This window comes from Vibrio sp. 1874, assembly GCF_033344395.1.
In the GTDB taxonomy this organism is placed as follows: Bacteria; Pseudomonadota; Gammaproteobacteria; order Enterobacterales; family Vibrionaceae; genus Vibrio; species Vibrio alginolyticus.
Map to the genome: position 1 here is coordinate 170,079 of NZ_JAWPOR010000004.1, position 19,599 is coordinate 189,677.

A 19,599-nucleotide genomic window follows, 5' to 3' on the forward strand; every position below is an offset into this window, starting at 1 on the left:
TCAACTTTTAGAGCGAGCTTAGTGATAAGCTGGCTCTAACTTTTTCCGAATCGATACCAAGCGTATCAAAGCTAATTAAGAGAATAGGTGAACAAATGGGTCACGCTGAAAGCAAATTCCAACCTGCAAATATTGCCGTTCTAACGGTATCTGACACTCGTACTGAAGAAAACGATACCTCTGGTCGTTACCTAGCTGAGCATGCTCAAGAAGCGGGTCACAACGTAGTAGACAAGCAAATTGTTATTGATGACATGTACAAGATCCGCGCGATTGTTTCTCAATGGATTGCTGATGAAAGCGTACAAGCGATCATGATTACTGGCGGTACAGGTTTCACCTCACGTGATAGCACGCCAGAAGCACTTAAGCCTCTATTTGATAAAGAAGTTGAAGGTTTTGGTGAGTTGTTCCGTATGGTGTCGTACGAAGAGATCGGTACGTCTACCATTCAGTCTCGTGCGATTGCAGGTTTTGCTAACCACACCGTGATCTTCGCAATGCCAGGTTCAACGGGTGCGTGTCGTACAGGCTGGACAAAAATTATTAAACAGCAGTTGGATGCAAGTCATCGCCCTTGTAACTTCATGCCACACCTATCTGTATAACCTTTCCTAAAAGCGAAGGAAAAACAATGACCCAATTTACACATATCAATGCTTCTGGCGAAGCAAACATGGTTGACGTGTCAGCAAAAACGGAGACGGTTCGTGAAGCTCGTGCTGAAGCATTTGTTCACATGGCCCCAGAAACACTTCAACTGATTGTCTCTGGCCAGCACCACAAAGGTGATGTATTTGCGACGGCTCGTATTGCTGGTATTCAAGCTGCGAAGAAAACCTGGGATTTGATTCCACTTTGTCATCCGCTACTACTCTCTAAAGTTGAAGTTCAACTGGAAGCTATCGAAGCAGAAAACAAAGTTCGCATCGAATCAGTATGTAAACTTGCGGGTAAAACTGGTGTGGAAATGGAAGCGCTCACGGCAGCTTCCGTTGCTGCTCTAACGATTTACGATATGTGTAAAGCAGTACAAAAAGACATGGTCATTGGTCAAGTTCGTCTACTAGAGAAAACGGGTGGTAAATCTGGTCACTTTAAGGTGGAATCATGATTAAAGTACTTTTCTTTGCTCAAACTCGCGAGCTGATTGGCATCGACAGTGTCGAGTTAGACGGGCCGTTTGAAACGGTTGAATCAATTCGTGCACATCTAGTGGAAGAAGGCACTAAGAAAGATGGCAAGTGGGATTTAGCGCTCGAGCCAGGAAAGCTACTTGCTGCAGTGAACCAATCCATCGTCCCTCTGGATACACAAGTAAAAGCAGGTGACGAAGTTGCGTTTTTCCCGCCGGTAACTGGGGGTTAAGATGGATTCTCGTGTTTCTGTACAAATTGAAGACTTTTCGGTTGAGCAAGAATATCAACGTCTATCTGAAGGGACGGCTGCCGGTGCTGTCGTTACATTCGTTGGTAAAGTTCGAGATATGAACCTTGGGGATAATGTCATTGGTTTACATCTAGAGCACTATCCGGGGATGACAGAGAAGAGCTTGAGCGACATTTGTGATCAAGCTGAGTCTCGCTGGCCACTATTAGGTGTACGCGTGATTCATCGCGTCGGAGACATGGATAGCGGTGATCAAATTGTATTTGTGGGCGTTTCCAGTGCGCACCGCGGCGCGGCATTTGATGCGTGCGAGTTCATCATGGATTATCTGAAAACCCAAGCTCCATTTTGGAAAAAAGAGCGTACGACGAATGAAGATCGTTGGGTTGAGTCGCGCGACACCGATCATCAAGCTGCACAGCGTTGGGAAAAATAGAACTAACCCGCATTCTAGTGAAAAAAGCTAAGTGCTAATGGTACTTAGCTTTTTTTGTATTTATCTTCATTGTATTGCTCACTTTGTTTCAATATTTCCTATCTTTTGTCTGGTGATATTCTTCACAATAAAAGTTTTTTGCCCAATATATAAACAATTATTTGTTAGACTTGATTTGTCATAAATGTTAAATGATGTGTAAATATCTAGCATAAGATGCTAGTAAATGGTTTAAACTCAGATTAATCGAAAGTTTCGCCTGTTAAATGTCGCTTCTGGTCTTTATTTGGCTGGTGAATGCTTTGGGGTTAGAGTTTACTGCTAGATATGTGTGGTTTAGTCAGCATTATTGGTTTTTTTGCTACATTTTTATGGCAAATTACTTCAATGATTGCTAATGTGTGCCGCAGTCTTTGTAAGGTTTTAGACTTTTGTGCTCAGAAAGTGCACTAAAAAAATCTAAAACTCTGACCGTTCCAGGCCCTTACAAAGAAGTCATGGATGCTAACGAAAAAATTTGGAGTTTTACGCATGTATAAGAATAAAATCACGCGCGCTTTATTTATTGGTGCTGGTCTTTCTCTCGCTCTAGCTGGTTGTGGTGAAAAGCCTGCGGAGAAACAAGCTGCTGAGCCTGCTCCGGCTCCAGCCCCTGAAGCTAAATCTGATTCTAAAGAGCCAAAACTTGCTGCTGTTCAAGAATTGGTGCGTGGTAACGGTACAGAAGTTGCGACAATAGACCCTCATAAATCTCAAGGTGTTCCAGAATCCCACGTGATTCGCGATCTTCTTGAAGGCCTTGTAAACCAAGATGCGGACGGTAACACTATCCCTGGTGTTGCAGAATCTTGGGAAACTGAAGACAACAAAACATACACTTTCCACTTACGTGAAGACGCAAAATGGTCAAACGGTGATCCTGTCACTGCAGGTGATTTCGTTTACAGCTTCCAACGCGCAGTCGATCCAGCAACCGCCTCTCCATATGCTTGGTACATGGAATACACCAAGATGAAGAACGCAAAAGACATTGTTGCGGGTAAAAAAGATAAGAGCGAGTTAGGTGTTAAAGCGGTTGACGATCACACGTTAGTGGTTGAGTTAGATACTGCAGTACCATATTTTGTAATGATGATGGGCCACACGACAGTGAAACCTGTTCATCAAGCAACTGTTGAAAAGTTCGGCGATCAATGGACGAAGCCAGAGAACTTTGTAGGTAACGGTGCTTATGTTGTTGACAACTGGGTTGTAAACGAGCGTTTGGTTCTAAAACGTAACGAACAGTACTGGGACAACGAAAACACGACGCTTGACCAAGTTACTTTCCTACCAATCGAGAACCAAGTAGCGGAAATGAACCGCTTCCTAGCGGGTGAAATCGACTTCACGAACGAGCTGCCTACAGAGCACTTCAAGCGTCTGAAGAAAGAGCACCCACAAGAAGTGTCTGTAACCGGTAACTTATGTACTTACTACTACATCTTCAATACGAAGAAAAAGCCGTTTGATGATGTTCGTGTGCGTAAAGCGATTTCTTATGCGATTGACCGTAACATTGTGACTGATGCGATTTTAGGTCAAGGTCAAAAGCCAGCTTACTTCCTAACACCTGAAATTACGGCAGGTTTCAACCCAGAAATTCCTGCATACGGCAAAATGACGCAAGAAGAGCGTAACGCAGAAGCTGCGCGTCTATTGGAAGAAGCGGGTTACGGCGCAGACAACCCTCTTGAATTTAACCTTCTATACAATACATCAGAGAACCACAAGAAACTTGCGGTTGCACTGGGTTCAATGTGGAAGAAGACGCTTGGTCTAGACGTTACGCTAGAAAACCAAGAGTGGAAAACTTACCTATCTACCAAAGATTCTGGCAACTTTGAGGTTGCTCGTGCAGGTTGGTGTGGCGACTACAACGAAGCTTCATCTTTCCTAACGCTGATGATGAGTAATAACACTACTGGTGGTATTCACTACGACAGCAAAGAGTACGATGCGATCATGAACAAAGCATTTGCTTCAACTTCTGACGAAGAGCGTCAAGCGCTTTACCTAGAAGCAGAGAAGTTGATGGCAAAAGATATGCCAATCGCACCTATCTACCAGTACGTGAAATCACGTCTACTATCACCGAAAGTTGGTGGCTTCCCAATAAATAACGCGGAAGACAAGATTTACTCTAAAGATCTCTACATCACAGAGTAATTCGTAACTCGATAGAACTATAAAAATGAGGCTCTACATGTGAGAAATTGCATGTAGCGCCTATCTTTAGTCCAAAAGAATTGGACGACTTCTTTAATTTAACTGTCACAGACTGAAAGAGTGAGTTTATGCTTAAATTCATCGCAAAAAGGATATTTGAGGCGATCCCAACAATGTTGGTTTTGATCACCGTATCTTTCTTTCTTATGCGCTTTGCACCGGGAAACCCTTTCTCGACAGAGCGTCCATTGCCACCCGAAGTAATGGCAAATATCGAAGCTAAATATGGCTTGGATAAACCTGTATTTGAACAATACACCACGTATTTGACCAATGTTATCCAAGGTGATTTCGGACCGTCATTTAAATACCTTGATTACTCAGTAAACGAGCTGATCGCGGTTGCCTTACCTGTTTCGGCTAAAGTGGGCTTCATCGCCTTTATCTTTACTTTGATAATGGGGGTTACCGTCGGTACCATTGCTGCGCTCAAGCAAAATACTTGGATTGATTACACCATTATGTCGACTGCGATGCTTGGTGTCGTAATGCCATCCTTTGTATTAGCGCCTGCGCTTATCTACATATTCTCGCTTCATTGGAATATCTTCCCTGCGGGCGGTTGGCAAGATGGTAGCTGGCAGTATTTAGTGCTTCCTGTTATTGGTATGTCGCTACTGTATGTTGCTACCTTTGCTCGTATCACGCGTGGTTCGATGATCGAAACCCTAAACAGTAACTTTATTCGTACGGCACGTGCTAAAGGTCTAAGTTACCGTTATATCATTATCAAACACGCTCTTAAGCCGGCACTTCTCCCTGTTGTTTCTTACATGGGCCCAGCTTTCGTAGGTATCATCACCGGTTCCGTTGTTATCGAAACCATTTTTGGTCTGCCTGGTATTGGTAAACTATTCGTTAACGCTGCGTTTAACCGTGACTACTCGCTAGTAATGGGGGTAACCATTCTGATTGGTTTCCTATTCATTCTATTCAACGCGATTGTAGATATTTTACTTGCGATGATTGACCCGAAAATTCGCTACTAACAGGGACGTTTGGTTATGTTAACGAAAAAAGAAAACCTAGAAGCGATTGAGAAATTCTCCGAAAACTTGGAGATTGAAGGTCGCAGTCTTTGGCAAGATGCTCGTATCCGTTTCATGCGCAACAAAGCGGCGATGGTGAGCTTATTCCTTCTTGTTCTAATGACGTTGGCGGTTATTATCCTGCCAATGATCGCTCCGTACACATTTGATGATACTGACTGGTACGCGATGCACGTTGCACCGAATGCTGACCATTGGTTTGGTACTGACAGCTTAGGCCGTGATTTATACGTGCGTACGCTAATTGGAGGTCGTATTTCGTTGATGGTAGGTGTTATGGGTGCATTTGTAGCGGTACTGATTGGTACGCTCTACGGCGCAGCATCTGGTTTCATCGGCGGTAAAGTTGACCGCGTAATGATGCGTATTCTAGAAATTTTATACGCGGTACCGTTTATGTTCCTGGTGATTGTACTGGTAACATTCTTCGGTCGTAACATCATGCTGATCTTCGTTGCGATTGGTGCTATCGCATGGCTAGATATGGCGCGTATCGTACGTGGTCAGACTCTTAGTCTACGTAGCAAGGAGTTTATCGAAGCGGCACATGTGTGTGGTGTAACCAACTGGAAAATCATTACTCGTCATATCGTACCGAACGTACTGGGTATTGTAGCGGTATACTCTACGCTGCTTATCCCAAGTATGATTCTAACGGAATCATTCCTATCATTCCTTGGTCTTGGTGTTCAGGAACCAATGACAAGTTGGGGCGCTCTTCTACAAGAAGGTGCACAGACAATGGAAGTAGCAATCTGGCAGCTGGCATTCCCAGCAGTGTTCATGGTTGTGACGCTATTCTGCTTCAACTACGTTGGTGACGGCCTGCGCGATGCGCTGGATCCAAAAGACAGATAATTAAAAGATAAGATTAAGGAAGCAATGATGAGCTTATTAGATGTCAAAGATCTGCGCGTCGAATTCACCACGCAAGATGGTATCGTAACCGCAGTAAACGATTTGAACTTTTCTCTAAACCAAGGCGAAACCTTAGGTATCGTTGGAGAGTCGGGATCAGGTAAATCTCAAACCGTATTCGCAATCATGGGCCTTTTGGCTAAGAACGGTATTATTTCTGGTAGCGCAAAGTTTGAAGGCAAAGAAATCCTAAACTTACCAGAAAAAGAACTGAACAAAGTGCGTGCGGAACAGATCGCAATGATCTTCCAAGACCCAATGACATCACTGAACCCTTACATGAAAGTGAGTGATCAGTTGATGGAAGTGCTTATGCTGCACAAAGGCATGGGCAAAGCGGAAGCATTTGAAGAATCAGTACGCATGCTGGAAGCGGTAAAAATCCCTGAAGCGCGTAAGCGTATCACGATGTACCCGCATGAGTTTTCAGGCGGTATGCGTCAGCGTGTAATGATCGCGATGGCGTTGTTATGTCGTCCTAAACTGCTTATTGCCGATGAGCCAACAACAGCACTTGATGTGACGGTACAAGCACAGATCATGGACTTGTTGAATGAGCTGAAATCTGAGTTCAACACAGCGATCATCATGATCACGCACGACCTTGGTGTGGTTGCAGGTTCGTGTGACAAGGTGCTGGTGATGTATGCAGGCCGTACTATGGAGTACGGTAACGTAAACGAAATTTTCTACAATCCAAGCCATCCTTATGCGGAGGGGCTGCTGAAGGCGATTCCTCGCCTCGATACTGAGGGTGAAATTCTGCCGACCATTCCTGGTAATCCACCAAACTTGCTTCGTCTACCGCCGGGCTGCCCTTATCAAGAGCGCTGTCACCGTGTGATGGATCGTTGTAAGCGCGAGGCGCCAATTCTGACACCATTTGGTGATGGTCGTCAGCGTGCATGTTTTTCTGAATGGGAGGCTTGGAACAAATGAACGCAGTAGACAAAAAACTAATTCTGGACATTTCTGAGCTGAAAGTTCACTTCAGCATTGCCTCAAAGTCGGCATGGCCGTGGTCAAAGCCTTCGAGCCTGAAAGCGGTAGATGGCGTGAACGTTCGACTATACGAAGGGGAAACGCTTGGTGTAGTAGGTGAATCAGGTTGTGGTAAATCGACGTTTGCTCGTGCCATCATTGGTCTGGTTGAAGCTACTGACGGCCAAGTAGTTTGGTTGGGTCAAGACCTTACTAAAATGAAAAGCGTTCAGCGCCGTGAGACGCGTAAAGAAATTCAGATGATTTTCCAAGACCCATTGGCATCGCTGAATCCGCGTATGACTGTTGGTGATATCATTGCTGAACCTCTTGAGACATTCTATCCAGAACTGTCTAAGCAGGAAGTGAAAGATCGCGTTAAAGAGATGATGGCGAAAGTTGGCCTATTACCTAACGTGATTAACCGTTACCCACACGAGTTCTCGGGTGGTCAGTGTCAGCGTATCGGGATAGCGCGTGCGCTTATCCTTAAGCCTAAGATGATCATTTGTGACGAGCCAGTATCGGCGCTTGATGTATCTATTCAAGCTCAGGTTGTTAACCTGCTTAAAGAGATTCAAAAAGAGTTAGGGCTTTCTCTGGTATTCATTGCGCATGACTTGTCTGTCGTTAAACACATTTCAGATCGCGTTTTAGTTATGTATTTAGGTAATGCCGTGGAACTTGGCGAGGCCGAGGCTCTGTTTGCTGATCCTAAGCACCCATATACGCGTGCGCTGATGTCTGCGGTTCCGATCCCGGACCCGGATATTGAGCGCAATAAGAAAATCCAAATGCTAGAGGGTGATCTTCCTTCACCTATCAACCCACCGTCGGGTTGTGTATTCCGCACTCGTTGCCCACAAGCAACCGAAGAGTGTGCGAAGACAAAGCCAACCATTTTAGGTAATGACGTTCACGCGGTATCTTGTTTACACGTTAGTGTATAAATTCAGCCTGTGACGGGCTTAAGCGCGACACCTTCATCGGGTCGCGCTTTTTTTATGTGTCTGATTTATACATTCGAATTTCTTGAACATGATGTCCTAAGTTCGATGATTCTCTGTTTGATAGGAAACGCTAATATAGACACAAACAGAACGAGAGGAGAGCAATCATGGGTAAGTTGGTTGAAGGTGTTTGGCAAGATGTCTGGTATGACACAAAATCAAATGGTGGCAAATTTGTGCGCGAAGATGCCGGATTCCGTAACTGGGTTAAAAACGACCCTGATGCGGAGTTTACACCAGAGTCCGGTCGATACCATTTGTATGTCTCTCTTGCTTGTCCGTGGGCACATCGAACCCTCATTTTCCGCAAGCTGAAAGGTTTAGAACCACATATTGATGTCACGGTCGTTTGCCCTGATATGCTCAGCCAAGGTTGGCAAATGGGGCTTCCTGAGCCATTGTTTGGTCACACGCGCATGTATCAAATTTACACGCAGGCCAAACCCGATTACACGGGCCGCGTAACCGTGCCTGTACTTTGGGATAAAAAGACCAATACTATTGTGTCAAACGAGTCGTCAGAGATCATTCGTATGTTTAACTCGGAGTTCAATGCGTTAACAGGGAATCGCGACGACTACTATCCAGAACATCTAAAACACGTTATTGATGAGTGGAACGATTTTGTTTATCCGAATGTCAACAACGGAGTGTATCGTTGTGGCTTCGCGACTACGCAAGAGGCGTATGAAGAAGCGTTTGATTCTTTGTTTAATGCATTAGATAAAATCGATGCTCACCTAGCTACGCATCGTTACTTAGCAGGGAACACAATTACTGAGGCGGATTGGCGTTTGTTTACGACTCTTATTCGTTTTGATGCGGTGTATGTGGGGCATTTCAAGTGTAACAAGCAGCGCATCGCAGACTACGAAAATATACAAGGCTACTTAAAAGAGTTGTATCAAGTAAAAGGCGTCGAAGATACGACGGATTTCTATCACATTAAACGCCACTACTACTTCAGCCACACTGGGATTAATCCGACGCAAGTTGTACCAAAAGGGCCTGATTTAGACCTAAATACTCCTCATGGAAGAGAAAGGATTGGCTAGTTTGCTGCTTCCATCGCAAATGAAAAAGTACTTAACGGTTAGCAATGCCGTTAAGTACTTTTGTGTCATCTAAATACCGGGAGTAGGAAGTTTACTTTTTCATTCATCGCCACCTTACTTAGCGCGTACGATGTCCATCACTAGCTTTCCGTCCACTTTTACAGGACCGTCCTCTTTAGCGCCGAGCGTATACTCAAACACACCAGTCTTCATGCCACCTTTCTCTCCGTGGACCATTAACATCAGCATATCGCCTGATTCTACTGGTTCCATCAAAATTGCATTTACGTTTTCATTCTTTCCCATTTTTAACGGAGCGTAGCCGATAACAGGACCAGGCTTCATTGATTCGTCTGTTCGGTGGACAACCATCCACCCATTGTCATCAGCATGAGCCATTTCAGCGGTCACCGTTCCTCCGGACATATCTTGATCGACGCCTTTAATACTCGGGGCGGAAAAGCTGAATGAAGAAAAACTAATCAGAAACGCAGCTAAACCAAACTTTATCAGTGATGTATTGATGAAATCCTTCATATATATTCCTTAGCAGTCAATGAGTTTGTGTATTGCAGTAGCTTTTACGTATTTCCTAGCAAAAAAGTTTAGCTAAAACGTAAATAATGCCGATAAATTGAACAGGGACCGTGCTGGTTTGGAGCCAATGCATTTTTGGGAGTGGGTCAATCGGTGTAAGAACAAGCACGAGCAATGTCGATTAGGTATGGGGGGCGATAGGGAGAAAAGCTTTGTGCACCAGTAATTATAGGTTGTGCAGTGATTGGTACAAAAAACAAATAAGTGTTCTGGCCAGCAATAGAAAAAGCCCTCGACGAATCGAGGGCTTTGCATCTATATCCAACTAGATGTCAGAAGCGATTATTTAGCTTCTTGGTCTGCTTGGATAGCTGTTAGAGCGATGGTGTACACGATGTCGTCTACTAGCGCGCCACGAGACAAGTCGTTTACAGGCTTACGCATACCTTGCAGCATTGGACCGATAGATACTAGGTCAGCTGAACGTTGTACCGCTTTGTAAGTCGTGTTACCCGTGTTTAGGTCTGGGAATACAAATACTGTCGCTTTACCTGCAACTGGAGAGTTTGGTGCTTTAGAAGCAGCAACGTTTTCCATAATAGCAGCGTCGTACTGTAGAGGACCGTCAATGATAAGATCAGGACGTTTCTCTTGAGCCAGTTTTGTTGCTTCACGTACTTTATCAACGTCTGCACCCTTACCAGATTCACCAGTAGAGTAAGAGATCATTGCAACGCGTGGTTCGATACCAAATGCTGCTGCAGAGTCAGCAGATTGGATAGCGATTTCAGCAAGCTGTTCAGCAGTTGGATCTGGGTTGATTGCACAGTCACCGTAAACCAGTACTTGATCAGGCAGAAGCATGAAGAATACTGAAGATACGATAGACGCATTTGGTGCCGTCTTGATGATTTGGAACGGAGGAACGATAGTGTTCGCCGTAGTGTGAACAGCACCAGAAACTAGGCCGTCAACTTCGTCGTTCTCAAGCATCATTGTGCCTAGGAATACTGAATCTTGTAGCTTCTCACGAGCCACAACTTCAGTCATGCCTTTCGCACCGCGCAACTCAACTAGGCGAGCAACGTAGTTTTCACGAACAGCATCTGCATCGATGATGGTTACACCAGTACCTAGCTCAACGCCTTGTTGAGCCGCTACGCGACGGATTTCATCTGGGTTACCTAGAAGTACACAGTCTGCAATGCCGCGTTCAGCACAGATTGCCGCTGCTTTAACTGTGCGTGGTTCGTCACCTTCTGGAAGAACGATACGCTTACCTGCTTTACGAGCAAGTTCAGTTAGCTGGTAACGGAACGCTGGTGGGCTTAGACGACGAGACTTCTGAGTGCCTTCAGTCATAGACTCGATCCAGTTACCGTCAATGTGGCCAGCAACGTGTTCGTTGATGAACTCGATACGCTCTTTATCGTCTGCAGGTACTTCGATGCTGAAGCTCTGTAGGTTTAGAGACGTTTGCCAAGTGTTACCTTGTGCTTTGAAGATAGGTAGACCAGTGTCGAATGCTGGTTTACATAGGCCTTCGATTTCGCTAGGGATATCGTAACCGCCAGTTAGCAGTACTGCACCAATATCCACACCGTTCATTGCAGCAAGAGAAGCAGCAACGATAACATCAGGACGGTCTGCAGAAGTAACAAGTAGAGAGCCCGGTTTGAAGTGCTCAATCATGTTTGGCAGAGAACGTGCACAGAAAGTGATGCTCTTGATGCGACGAGTGTTGATGTCACCTTCGTTGATGATATCTGCTTTCAGGTGTTTAGCCATGTCGATTGCACGAGTCGCAATCAGATCAATGCTCCATGGCACACAACCTAGTACACGAATTGGAGAAGTGTTAAAAATTTCCATCACTTTCAATTCGTTTTGTTTCGCGCTGTCTGCATCGTCAAAGATTTCAGATAGGTCAGGGCGAGTACGGCCAGCTTCGTCAACAGGAGCGTTTAGCTTGTTGATGATAACACCAGAGATGTTTTTGTTTTTAGTGCCGCCGAAGTTAGAACATGCTACTTCGATACGCTCTTTCAGTTGCGCAGGGTTATCTGTACCTGGAGTCGCAACTAGCACGATTTCTGCACCAAGTGTTGCCGCGATTTCCGCGTTTACTTGGTTTGCAAATGGGTGCTTACGAGTAGGTACAAGACCTTCGATTAGCGTAACGTCTGCGTCTTTGTTGATTTGGTTGTAACGTTCAACAACGGTTTCTAGCAGCTCGTCCATGTTGTCGTTACCGATTAGGCTTTCAGCAACAGACATCGCCATTGGTTCACCGATCTTCATATCGCTGTTACGACCAACGATAGTTGAAGTCAGATCTGGCTGATCACCACCTGAACGTGGCTGACAGATTGGCTTGTAGAAAGAAACTTTAACGCCTTTACGCTCCATAGCGCGAAGAACACCCATGCTAACGCTTGTTAGGCCAACGCCTGCGCTAGTAGGGATAAGCATAATAGTACGAGACATTCGTAGAGTACCTTTAGCTATTTGGGGGATAAAAGCTCAACTCTTATTCCATGAAGCTCGAAGAATAGGAGTTGAGCCCCTAAGAAATTCGTTTGAATGAAAATCTGGCTAGCCGAGTGGCTAGCCAGGAATTCAATTAAAGACCTGTCAGGCGAGCAGTGTCTTCAGCGATGACTAGCTCTTCGTTAGTAGAGATAACCATTGCAGGGATACGGCTGTTTTCAGTCGTGATAACGCCTTCGCCGCCGAAGCGAGCTTTAAGGTTAGCTTCGCTATCTACTTCGATACCGAAGATGCCAAGACGGTTTAGAACCATTTCACGGATAGGGCCAGAGTTCTCGCCGATACCGCCAGTGAAAGTGATTGCGTCTAGACGGCCTTCCATTGAAGCAGTGTAGCCAGCAACGTATTTAGCTAGACGGTGGCAGAACACGTCCATTGCGCGTGTTGCTTCTTCTTTTTGACCGTAGTTGTCTTCAACGAAACGACAGTCAGAAGTCACTTCAGTTAGACCTTGAAGACCAGACTCTTTAGTTAGCATCGTGTTGATTTGATCAACAGAGTAACCTAGAGCGTCGTGTAGGTGGAAGACGATAGCAGGGTCGATGTCGCCACAGCGAGTACCCATTACCAGACCTTCAAGTGGAGTAAGACCCATAGAAGTGTCTACAGATTGACCGTTCTTGATCGCACATACAGATGCGCCGTTACCTAGGTGACAGTTGATGATGTTTACTTCTTCAACTGGTTTGTTTAGTAGGCCTGCAACTTCACGAGTGATGAACAAGTGAGAAGTACCGTGCATGCCGTAACGACGGATACCGTGTTCTTTGTATAGGTTGTATGGAAGAGCGTATAGGTAAGATTCTTCAGGCATAGTTTGGTGGAACGCAGTGTCAAATACAGCAACGTTTTTCAGCTCTGGGAAGTTTTTCTTAGCCGCTTCGATACCGATGATGTGAGCAGGGTTATGAAGAGGTGCGAATGTTGCAGCGTCTTGAATACCTTTTAGAACTTCATCAGTAATTAGTGCAGATTGAGTGAACTGCTCGCCGCCGTGAACGATACGGTGACCGATTGCGCCTAGGTTAGCTTTAAGCTCTGGCTTAGAAGCAAGAATAGTTTCTACCATAAACGCTAGTGCTTCTTCGTGAGCTGCACCATTGCCTAGTTGAGCTTCGTGCTTGCCATCAAGTTTCCACTTGATGCGAGCTTCAGGAAGGTGAAGACACTCAGCAAGACCTGACAAGTGCTCGTCGCCGTTCTCGGCATCAACAACGGCAAATTTAAGAGAAGAACTACCGCAGTTTAAAACTAAAACTAGCTTAGACATGTATGACTACCTGTTATTCGTCTGATAAAAAAATCAGTTAAAGAATGAAAAATTAATCACAAGAATAGCCGATACCCAGAAGGCTGCGTACTAATCCTGGTCAAAAATTGTTCTAATTCCATATAAAGAAATAGTGATGAACCCTTCCATCACTATGATGCGATCCGTGCAGATAGATATCTCGGAGTTGCTTAAATTGTAAATAACAGCAACAATGAGATTGAGGGTCTGCAAAGGATAGCGATAATAAGCAATGATAACAAAAAAAATTTGAAAGAATATTAACTTTCATCAATTTTTTGTACCTTCAGTTGAAATGTTCAACTATTTTTTAGTGAGAGAGCGGTATGAGTAATAAAGTCGGATTGATCCATAGCCTGAAAGATGGCCAGAATTACATGGAGATCTGGCCGGTTCGTAAAGAGCTAAGCGCCATATTTCCGGAACAGCGTATCATTAAGGCGACTCGCTTTGGCATTAAAGTCATGCCGGCCGTTGCTGCGATCAGCGTACTCACTCAAATGGCATTCAACAATTACCACGCGTTACCTCAATCCATTGTTGTCGCCTTGTTTGCGATTAGCTTGCCACTTCAAGGCATTTGGTGGCTTGGTGCTCGATCCAACACGAAATTGCCGCCTTCTTTGGCCTCTTGGTATCGGGAGTTGCATCAAAAAATTGTGGAAACAGGTTTTGCATTAGAGCCTGTCAAAGCTCGCCCTCGTTACAAAGAGCTTGCGATAATACTGAACCGAGCGTTTCGCCAGCTCGATAAATCGTCATTAGAGCGTTGGTTCTAATTTAAATTGTTTGAAATGGAGTGTGCACTGGCCGCTCCATTTTTGATCCTGCCTCTATTACCTACTTTGACGGTCGTTGATGAAGCGAGCGAAGCTTTGTTTACCAAAGATTCTTTCCGGATGAAGAAGTCCCCCCGATCACAAATGTTGCTTTAGTGTTAAATCTTTCTTTTCTTTACTAAGACTTAGTAGTAATAATAAAAACAAGATGCGCAAGAAGTGCACAGTTATATGAACACAACAATACCGCCTTCAAACATTTGAATTCACGAGTCGATACACATATTGAAAGCTCGTGAAACAAGGACGAAGTCACATCAAGGAGTTATGATGAAAACGAAACGTTTATTAGCCACTGCCGTTCTATCAGCTACTGCTATTTTTTCTTCTACCAATGTACTGGCCGCCACTGCAACTGTCGCAGTTTCACAGATTGTCGAACACCCGGCGTTAGACGCGACGCGCCAAGGATTGCTTGATGGTTTGAAAGCGAAAGGCTACGAAGAAGGCAAAAATCTAGAATTTGATTATAAGACCGCACAGGGTAATCCAGCGATTGCGGTGCAAATTGCCCGTCAGTACGTCGGCGAAAATCCTGATGTGTTAGTTGGCATCGCGACACCTTCGGCACAAGCTTTGGTGTCGGCTACTCGCTCTATTCCTGTTGTCTTTACTGCGGTAACAGATCCGGTTGGTGCGAAATTGGTTAAGTCGATGGAAAAACCAGGCAAAAACGTAACTGGCCTGTCTGATCTTTCACCCGTTGCTCAGCATGTCGATCTCATCCAAGAAATTCTTCCTCAGGTGAAAAGCATCGGGGTTGTATTTAATCCCGGTGAAGCTAATGCCGTGACTTTAGTTGAATTACTAAAAGAAAGCGCAAAAGCAAAAGGCATACAAGTGGTTGAAGCGACCGCACTAAAAAGTGCTGATGTTCAGTCTGCGACTCAAGCGATTGCAGCGAAATCAGACATTCTTTACGCCCCAACAGACAATACAGTTGCAAGTGCGATTGAAGGGATGATTGTTGCAGCGAATCAAGCGAAGAAACCTGTATTTGGTGGCGCGACGTCGTATGTCGAAAAGGGTGCAATTGCAGGCTTAGGTTTTGACTACTACCAGGTTGGTGTACAAACCGCGGATTACGTGGCGGCGATTCTTGATGGTCAAGAACCAGGCAAGCTGGATGTAAAAGTCGCGACGGGCTCTGACCTTGTAATTAATGAAAGCGCAGCATCTAAGCTCGGTATCAAGCTGCCAAGTTCTGTGATTGAACGTGCGACAAGCATGCAATAAGTAACGCTTTTTGGGGTTAAGCCTGTCACGTTGGTTGATAGAGGCTTGCCCCAAAACTGATACTCTCCAGATTTCTCGTGTAAAGCATTCTGCTAGAGAGGAAGGGGAGTATACGTTAGAAGTCTTAAGTTCAGGTTGGTATTAGCCAGCCTGAGCATGCAGAAAGGAGCAGTTATGTCTGCATTTGCTTTTTTTGGTGCACTCGAAATTGGCTTGATTTATGGCCTAGTCGCTCTGGGTGTGTATCTTACGTTCCGTGTTCTCGATTTCCCCGATTTGAGTGTGGATGGCAGCTTTCCAATGGGAGCGGCGGTGGCTGCAACGGCGATTGTCGCAGGTATTAATCCTTGGCTTGCGACAATAATGGCGATGATAGCTGGTAGTATGACGGGGTGGGTAACCGCTTTTCTGGCTGTTCGGTGTGGTATTTTACACCTGTTAGCTTCCATTCTTACCATGATCGCTGCATTTTCAATTAATATTCGTATTATGGGCAAACCTAATATGGCGTTGCTTGGAGAGGGTACTATTCTCACTCCGTTTGAAGCATTGGGCGATGCGATGTTTATTCGCCCTCTGGTTGTTGGGGTCTTAGTTCTTCTGTCCGCTTTCTTTGTCATTCGCCTGCTGAACAGCGACTTTGGTCTTGGTTTACGAGCCACGGGTGTGAATGCGCGTATGGTTTCTGCGCAGGGGGCGAGCACTGGCTTTTATACCTACTTTGGCTTGGCTTTATCCAACGGGTTTGTGGGATTCGCAGGCGCGTTGTTTGCACAAACGAACAGCTTTGCGGATGTGACCTCTGGCGTGGGCACCATTGTCGTTGGTTTGGCAGCTGTGATTTTGGGGCAGACCCTTATTCCCGGGCGCAAGATTTGGGTTGCGGTATTTGCGGTCATCATCGGTTCGGTACTTTATCGCCTTGCAGTGGCTTTCGCTTTGAGCTCTGGCATGTTTGGTTTACAAGCTTCAGACCTCAACCTGGTTACCGCAGTATTGGTGGCTGTGGCGCTTATTGCTCCAAAGCTAAAACAGAGCATGAGAGCGAAACAACGCGTTACTGATGCTAAACAAGCGGCATCAAAAAATGGTTCTGGGGAGGCATTATGATCGAACTAAATAATATTCAGGTCACGTTCAACCCTGGGACGATTTTGGAAAATCGTGCATTGAAAGGCGTCTCTTTAGAGGTTCCAGAGCATCAATTTCTTACCGTGATTGGTTCTAATGGCGCAGGAAAATCGACGTTGCTTGGTGCGGTGACAGGTGAGACGCCGATGATAGGTGGTCAGGTTATCATTGACGGCAAAGACGTCACCAAGCAGACGGTTGCCCAACGTGCGACGCAATGCGCCCGAGTGTTTCAAGATCCATTGGCCGGGACTTGTGGTGAACTTACGATAGAAGAGAACATGGCTCTAGCGCACATGCGTGGTAAAAAACGCAGCTGGGGGTTGGCGCTCTCTACTAAACGTCGCAAGCTGTTCCAAGAGCGAATTAGCATCCTCGGTCTTGGTTTAGAAGACCGCTTGGGCGATAGCATTGGGTTGCTGTCTGGTGGACAACGACAAGCCGTTAGCCTTGTGATGGCGACGTTATCGGAGAGCAAGTTGTTATTGCTTGATGAACACACGGCTGCGCTTGATCCTCGTATGGCGGCGTTTGTTATCGACTTAACTAAACGTATTGTCGATGAGTTCGATTTAACAGTGATGATGGTGACGCATTCGATGAAAGACGCATTAGCATGTGGCGATAGGACCGTAATGCTTCACCAAGGTGAAATTGTGCTTGATGTGGCTGGAGAGCAGCGCGCTAACATGCAAGTACCAGACTTGTTGGATATGTTCTCCAAAGTGCGTGGTGAAGAGCTGGCAGATGACAGTCTCTTGTTGAACTAAGCGGTATCCGACAAGTCACTACGCCTACTAAGTGTGATCCTCCTTGAGAAAATTGGCTGATATGTCAACTCGCAAGGAGGATTTCTTGTCTCTAATTCTTCAATAACATAGTGGCATATCCGATGACGAGGAGTGCCCATAATGAACCTGCCATTTATTTTTCATAGTCAAACTATTGATGGTTTAGCTTTTAATGACGAGCAAGTTACAGTCAGACTGAAAACCGAGACATTGGATTTTGATTCCGTCTATGTGCGTATTGAGCCGGACAACGAAGAATATCTGGTCGACATGGCTCAAGTAGGAACGGCTGGTGAATTATTACTATGGGAGGCATCGTTTCGACCAAATCAAGATCGAGATGTCACGCATTATGTGTTTAAGCTCCTCAAAGACGGACAACAATACTGGCTCGATGCACGAGGCGTACAAAAGCGTATTCCACCCAAAGAGTTCCACTTTAAGTTGAATGTAGAGCATCAACCACCAAGCTGGGTCCAAGAGCAAGTTTTCTATCAAATCTTTCCTGACCGTTTTTCTGCTAGTAAAAGTGAGTCTGATATTCGCCACGCTTATGCTCAGTATGATTCTGCATCGATCGTCAAGCCGTGGGGAGACGCGGTAGGCTCTCACCAAAATACCGGGGCGCGTGAATTCTTTGGCGGCGACCTCAAAGGTGTGGAGCAAAAGTTGGACTATCTTGAACAGCTCGGCGTTACTGCGCTTTATTTTAATCCGATCTTTTCTTCACCAAGTAATCATAAATACGACACCACTGATTACTTCACTGTTGACCCTATGTTCGGCACCAATGATCAGTTTGCTGAACTGTGTGAGAAAATCCGTGGTAAGAATATGAAGATTGTCTTAGACGCGGTGTTTAACCACACGTCAGTGCATCATCCTTGGTTTGATATCGAACAAAAAGGAGAAGGAGCGTATGGCAATCCGCAGTCAAAGTTCCGTGATTACTACTTTTTCGAAGGCGAAACCAATCACTACATGGGTTGGAAAGGCATTGGTAACTTACCGGTTCTGAACTTTGAAAATGAACAGGTGCGCGACTACATCTACCAAAGTGAAGAGTCTGTCATCAAGTATTGGCTGAAGCCACCGTACTTGGTTGATGGCTGGCGGTTTGATGTAATCCATATGCTTGGCGAAGGGGAAGGCGCGAAAAACAATGCTCATTATGTGGCAGCGTTTCGTCATGCAACTAAGTCAGTAAACCCGAATGCTTATGTGTTAGGTGAGCACTTTTTTGAAGCAACGCAGTGGTTGCAAGGTGATCAAGAGGATGGGGCGATGAACTACTACGGTTTTGCTCATCCAGTCCGAGCTTTTATCGCACGACAAGACATTATGTACGATCCAATCAACATTGATGGTTTGGAGTTTAAAGTATGGTTGGACGAAGCCAGAGCAAAAATCCCATTTTCGAATCAGCTATCGCAGCTGAATCAACTCGATAGTCACGATACTGCTCGGTTTATCACACTGGTTGATGGTGATAAGCGTAAAATGAACATCGCGCTAGCAATGCTTATGACTTACGTTGGCACGCCTTGTATTTACTACGGGAGTGAAGTCGGTCTAGAAGGAGGTCTAGACCCGGATAATCGTCGTTGTTTTCCTTGGAATGAAATCGAAAGTTCACAATGGCTATCGCTTTACCAACAATGGATCAAGATACGTAAACAATGTAAGCCTTTACAGTCGGGCTGTATTCAATGGCTGCATTGCACTAACAACCAGTTGGCGTACGCACGTGTACTGGGTCGTGAAGCAGTCGTTGTTATGATTAATCTCAGTGGTAATGAATGTTCAATCGATTTACCTATGTGGCAACTGGGCTTGGAGGTTAGCCAAGTTATATCGTTGTTAGATGACACAGAACAGGTTGATTATAAAGGTCATATCTCTGTCAATATGTCGGCACAGAGCTGCAAATTATGGCGACTAAAGTGACACCACACTCTATATTGATTAAACTCCTTTAATATATAAACGGTCTCAAACAGCGCGCACACATTTGTTTGGTCTCTTGTTATCTGGTGCTGCATTGCATGCGTCACCAGATAACGAGTATCAATTTAATAGCAGTCATAAGAGACTATTGACCTTTCATATGCATGGTAC

At 45.2% G+C, this 19,599-nt stretch carries 18 protein-coding genes; 15 read left to right on the top strand and 3 right to left on the bottom strand.

The window, feature by feature from the left end; translation table 11 throughout:
* Positions 1–95 precede the first annotated feature (95 nt).
* The 10 genes from moaB to R8N46_RS10700 all read left to right on the top strand — a co-directional run bounded on the left by moaB (position 96) and on the right by R8N46_RS10700 (position 9,106).
* Positions 96–608: a molybdenum cofactor biosynthesis protein B gene (gene moaB / locus R8N46_RS10655; protein WP_005388935.1), complete on the top strand. Its 513-nt coding sequence runs from the start codon at positions 96–98 to the stop codon at positions 606–608.
* A gap of 26 nt (positions 609–634) precedes the next feature.
* On the top strand, positions 635–1,114 hold the full coding sequence (gene moaC / locus R8N46_RS10660) for a cyclic pyranopterin monophosphate synthase MoaC (protein ID WP_005380779.1): 480 nt from the start codon (positions 635–637) through the stop codon (positions 1,112–1,114).
* A complete protein-coding gene (gene moaD, locus R8N46_RS10665) occupies positions 1,111–1,368 on the top strand; it encodes a molybdopterin synthase sulfur carrier subunit (RefSeq protein ID WP_005388938.1) in 258 nt (85 codons plus the stop codon). The genes moaC and moaD overlap by 4 nt, the downstream gene beginning before the upstream one ends.
* A gap of 1 nt (position 1,369) precedes the next feature.
* Entirely contained in the window at positions 1,370–1,825 is a 456-nt protein-coding gene (gene moaE, locus R8N46_RS10670) for a molybdopterin synthase catalytic subunit MoaE (RefSeq protein ID WP_017821374.1), read from the top strand.
* A gap of 531 nt (positions 1,826–2,356) precedes the next feature.
* The gene (locus tag R8N46_RS10675) at positions 2,357–4,033 is read left to right on the top strand and encodes an ABC transporter substrate-binding protein (RefSeq protein ID WP_053349674.1); all 1,677 of its coding nucleotides are present in this window, start codon (positions 2,357–2,359) and stop codon (positions 4,031–4,033) included.
* A gap of 128 nt (positions 4,034–4,161) precedes the next feature.
* Positions 4,162–5,082: an oligopeptide ABC transporter permease OppB gene (oppB, locus tag R8N46_RS10680; protein WP_005380786.1), complete on the top strand. Its 921-nt coding sequence runs from the start codon at positions 4,162–4,164 to the stop codon at positions 5,080–5,082.
* 15 nt (positions 5,083–5,097) lie between these two features.
* Positions 5,098–6,000: an oligopeptide ABC transporter permease OppC gene (oppC, locus tag R8N46_RS10685; protein ID WP_213972420.1), complete on the top strand. Its 903-nt coding sequence runs from the start codon at positions 5,098–5,100 to the stop codon at positions 5,998–6,000.
* Positions 6,001–6,027: 27 nt separating this feature from the next.
* A complete protein-coding gene (locus tag R8N46_RS10690) occupies positions 6,028–6,999 on the top strand; it encodes an ABC transporter ATP-binding protein (protein ID WP_005380792.1) in 972 nt (323 codons plus the stop codon).
* A complete protein-coding gene (gene oppF, locus R8N46_RS10695; RefSeq protein WP_005387265.1) occupies positions 6,978–7,991 on the top strand; it encodes a murein tripeptide/oligopeptide ABC transporter ATP binding protein OppF in 1,014 nt (337 codons plus the stop codon). The genes R8N46_RS10690 and oppF overlap by 22 nt, the downstream gene beginning before the upstream one ends.
* Positions 7,992–8,158: 167 nt before the next feature.
* Positions 8,159–9,106, top strand: coding sequence for a glutathione S-transferase family protein (locus tag R8N46_RS10700; RefSeq protein ID WP_053349611.1), 948 nt, complete (start codon positions 8,159–8,161; stop codon positions 9,104–9,106).
* 114 nt (positions 9,107–9,220) lie between these two features.
* On the opposite strand, the gene R8N46_RS10705 is transcribed toward R8N46_RS10700, so the two are convergent.
* The 3 genes from R8N46_RS10705 to R8N46_RS10715 form a co-directional block, all read right to left on the bottom strand.
* Positions 9,221–9,643 (bottom strand): hypothetical protein, encoded by a 423-nt coding sequence (locus tag R8N46_RS10705; protein ID WP_005380804.1) that lies wholly within the window; start codon positions 9,641–9,643, stop codon positions 9,221–9,223.
* A 342-nt stretch (positions 9,644–9,985) separates the two neighbouring features.
* Positions 9,986–12,130, bottom strand: a complete 2,145-nt coding sequence (pta, locus tag R8N46_RS10710; protein ID WP_005380805.1) for a phosphate acetyltransferase — start codon at positions 12,128–12,130, stop codon at positions 9,986–9,988.
* A 136-nt stretch (positions 12,131–12,266) separates the two neighbouring features.
* The gene (locus R8N46_RS10715) at positions 12,267–13,463 is read right to left on the bottom strand and encodes an acetate kinase (protein ID WP_005380807.1); all 1,197 of its coding nucleotides are present in this window, start codon (positions 13,461–13,463) and stop codon (positions 12,267–12,269) included.
* 347 nt (positions 13,464–13,810) lie between these two features.
* On the opposite strand from R8N46_RS10715, the gene yfbV reads away from it, so the two are divergent.
* The 5 genes from yfbV to malZ all read left to right on the top strand — a co-directional run bounded on the left by yfbV (position 13,811) and on the right by malZ (position 19,428).
* Positions 13,811–14,263, top strand: coding sequence for a terminus macrodomain insulation protein YfbV (yfbV, locus tag R8N46_RS10720; protein ID WP_005380809.1), 453 nt, complete (start codon positions 13,811–13,813; stop codon positions 14,261–14,263).
* Between the two features lie 330 nt (positions 14,264–14,593).
* The gene (locus tag R8N46_RS10725) at positions 14,594–15,559 is read left to right on the top strand and encodes an ABC transporter substrate-binding protein (RefSeq protein ID WP_115386199.1); all 966 of its coding nucleotides are present in this window, start codon (positions 14,594–14,596) and stop codon (positions 15,557–15,559) included.
* Positions 15,560–15,733: 174 nt separating this feature from the next.
* The gene (locus R8N46_RS10730; RefSeq protein WP_115386198.1) at positions 15,734–16,669 is read left to right on the top strand and encodes an ABC transporter permease; all 936 of its coding nucleotides are present in this window, start codon (positions 15,734–15,736) and stop codon (positions 16,667–16,669) included.
* Positions 16,666–17,460, top strand: coding sequence for an ABC transporter ATP-binding protein (locus tag R8N46_RS10735; RefSeq protein WP_005387275.1), 795 nt, complete (start codon positions 16,666–16,668; stop codon positions 17,458–17,460). Before R8N46_RS10730 ends, R8N46_RS10735 begins: the two co-directional genes overlap by 4 nt.
* 141 nt (positions 17,461–17,601) lie before the next feature.
* Entirely contained in the window at positions 17,602–19,428 is a 1,827-nt protein-coding gene (malZ, locus tag R8N46_RS10740) for a maltodextrin glucosidase (protein WP_025767213.1), read from the top strand.
* Positions 19,429–19,599 lie beyond the last annotated feature (171 nt).

What these genes read in the sequence shown, in the direction of transcription:
- malZ (WP_025767213.1), top strand. Translation starts at nt 17,602, where the DNA reads ATGAACCTGCCATTTATTTTTCATAGTCAAACTATTGATGGTTTAGCT.
- moaB (WP_005388935.1), top strand. Translation starts at nt 96, where the DNA reads ATGGGTCACGCTGAAAGCAAATTCCAACCTGCAAATATTGCCGTTCTA.
- oppC (WP_213972420.1), top strand. Translation starts at nt 5,098, where the DNA reads ATGTTAACGAAAAAAGAAAACCTAGAAGCGATTGAGAAATTCTCCGAA.
- R8N46_RS10675 (WP_053349674.1), top strand. Translation starts at nt 2,357, where the DNA reads ATGTATAAGAATAAAATCACGCGCGCTTTATTTATTGGTGCTGGTCTT.
- R8N46_RS10700 (WP_053349611.1), top strand. Translation starts at nt 8,159, where the DNA reads ATGGGTAAGTTGGTTGAAGGTGTTTGGCAAGATGTCTGGTATGACACA.
- R8N46_RS10690 (WP_005380792.1), top strand. Translation starts at nt 6,028, where the DNA reads ATGAGCTTATTAGATGTCAAAGATCTGCGCGTCGAATTCACCACGCAA.
- yfbV (WP_005380809.1), top strand. Translation starts at nt 13,811, where the DNA reads ATGAGTAATAAAGTCGGATTGATCCATAGCCTGAAAGATGGCCAGAAT.
- moaD (WP_005388938.1), top strand. Translation starts at nt 1,111, where the DNA reads ATGATTAAAGTACTTTTCTTTGCTCAAACTCGCGAGCTGATTGGCATC.
- R8N46_RS10715 (WP_005380807.1), bottom strand. Translation starts at nt 13,463, where the DNA reads ATGTCTAAGCTAGTTTTAGTTTTAAACTGCGGTAGTTCTTCTCTTAAA.
- moaC (WP_005380779.1), top strand. Translation starts at nt 635, where the DNA reads ATGACCCAATTTACACATATCAATGCTTCTGGCGAAGCAAACATGGTT.
- R8N46_RS10705 (WP_005380804.1), bottom strand. Translation starts at nt 9,643, where the DNA reads ATGAAGGATTTCATCAATACATCACTGATAAAGTTTGGTTTAGCTGCG.
- oppF (WP_005387265.1), top strand. Translation starts at nt 6,978, where the DNA reads ATGGGAGGCTTGGAACAAATGAACGCAGTAGACAAAAAACTAATTCTG.
- R8N46_RS10735 (WP_005387275.1), top strand. Translation starts at nt 16,666, where the DNA reads ATGATCGAACTAAATAATATTCAGGTCACGTTCAACCCTGGGACGATT.
- pta (WP_005380805.1), bottom strand. Translation starts at nt 12,130, where the DNA reads ATGTCTCGTACTATTATGCTTATCCCTACTAGCGCAGGCGTTGGCCTA.
- oppB (WP_005380786.1), top strand. Translation starts at nt 4,162, where the DNA reads ATGCTTAAATTCATCGCAAAAAGGATATTTGAGGCGATCCCAACAATG.
- R8N46_RS10730 (WP_115386198.1), top strand. Translation starts at nt 15,734, where the DNA reads ATGTCTGCATTTGCTTTTTTTGGTGCACTCGAAATTGGCTTGATTTAT.
- moaE (WP_017821374.1), top strand. Translation starts at nt 1,370, where the DNA reads ATGGATTCTCGTGTTTCTGTACAAATTGAAGACTTTTCGGTTGAGCAA.
- R8N46_RS10725 (WP_115386199.1), top strand. Translation starts at nt 14,594, where the DNA reads ATGAAAACGAAACGTTTATTAGCCACTGCCGTTCTATCAGCTACTGCT.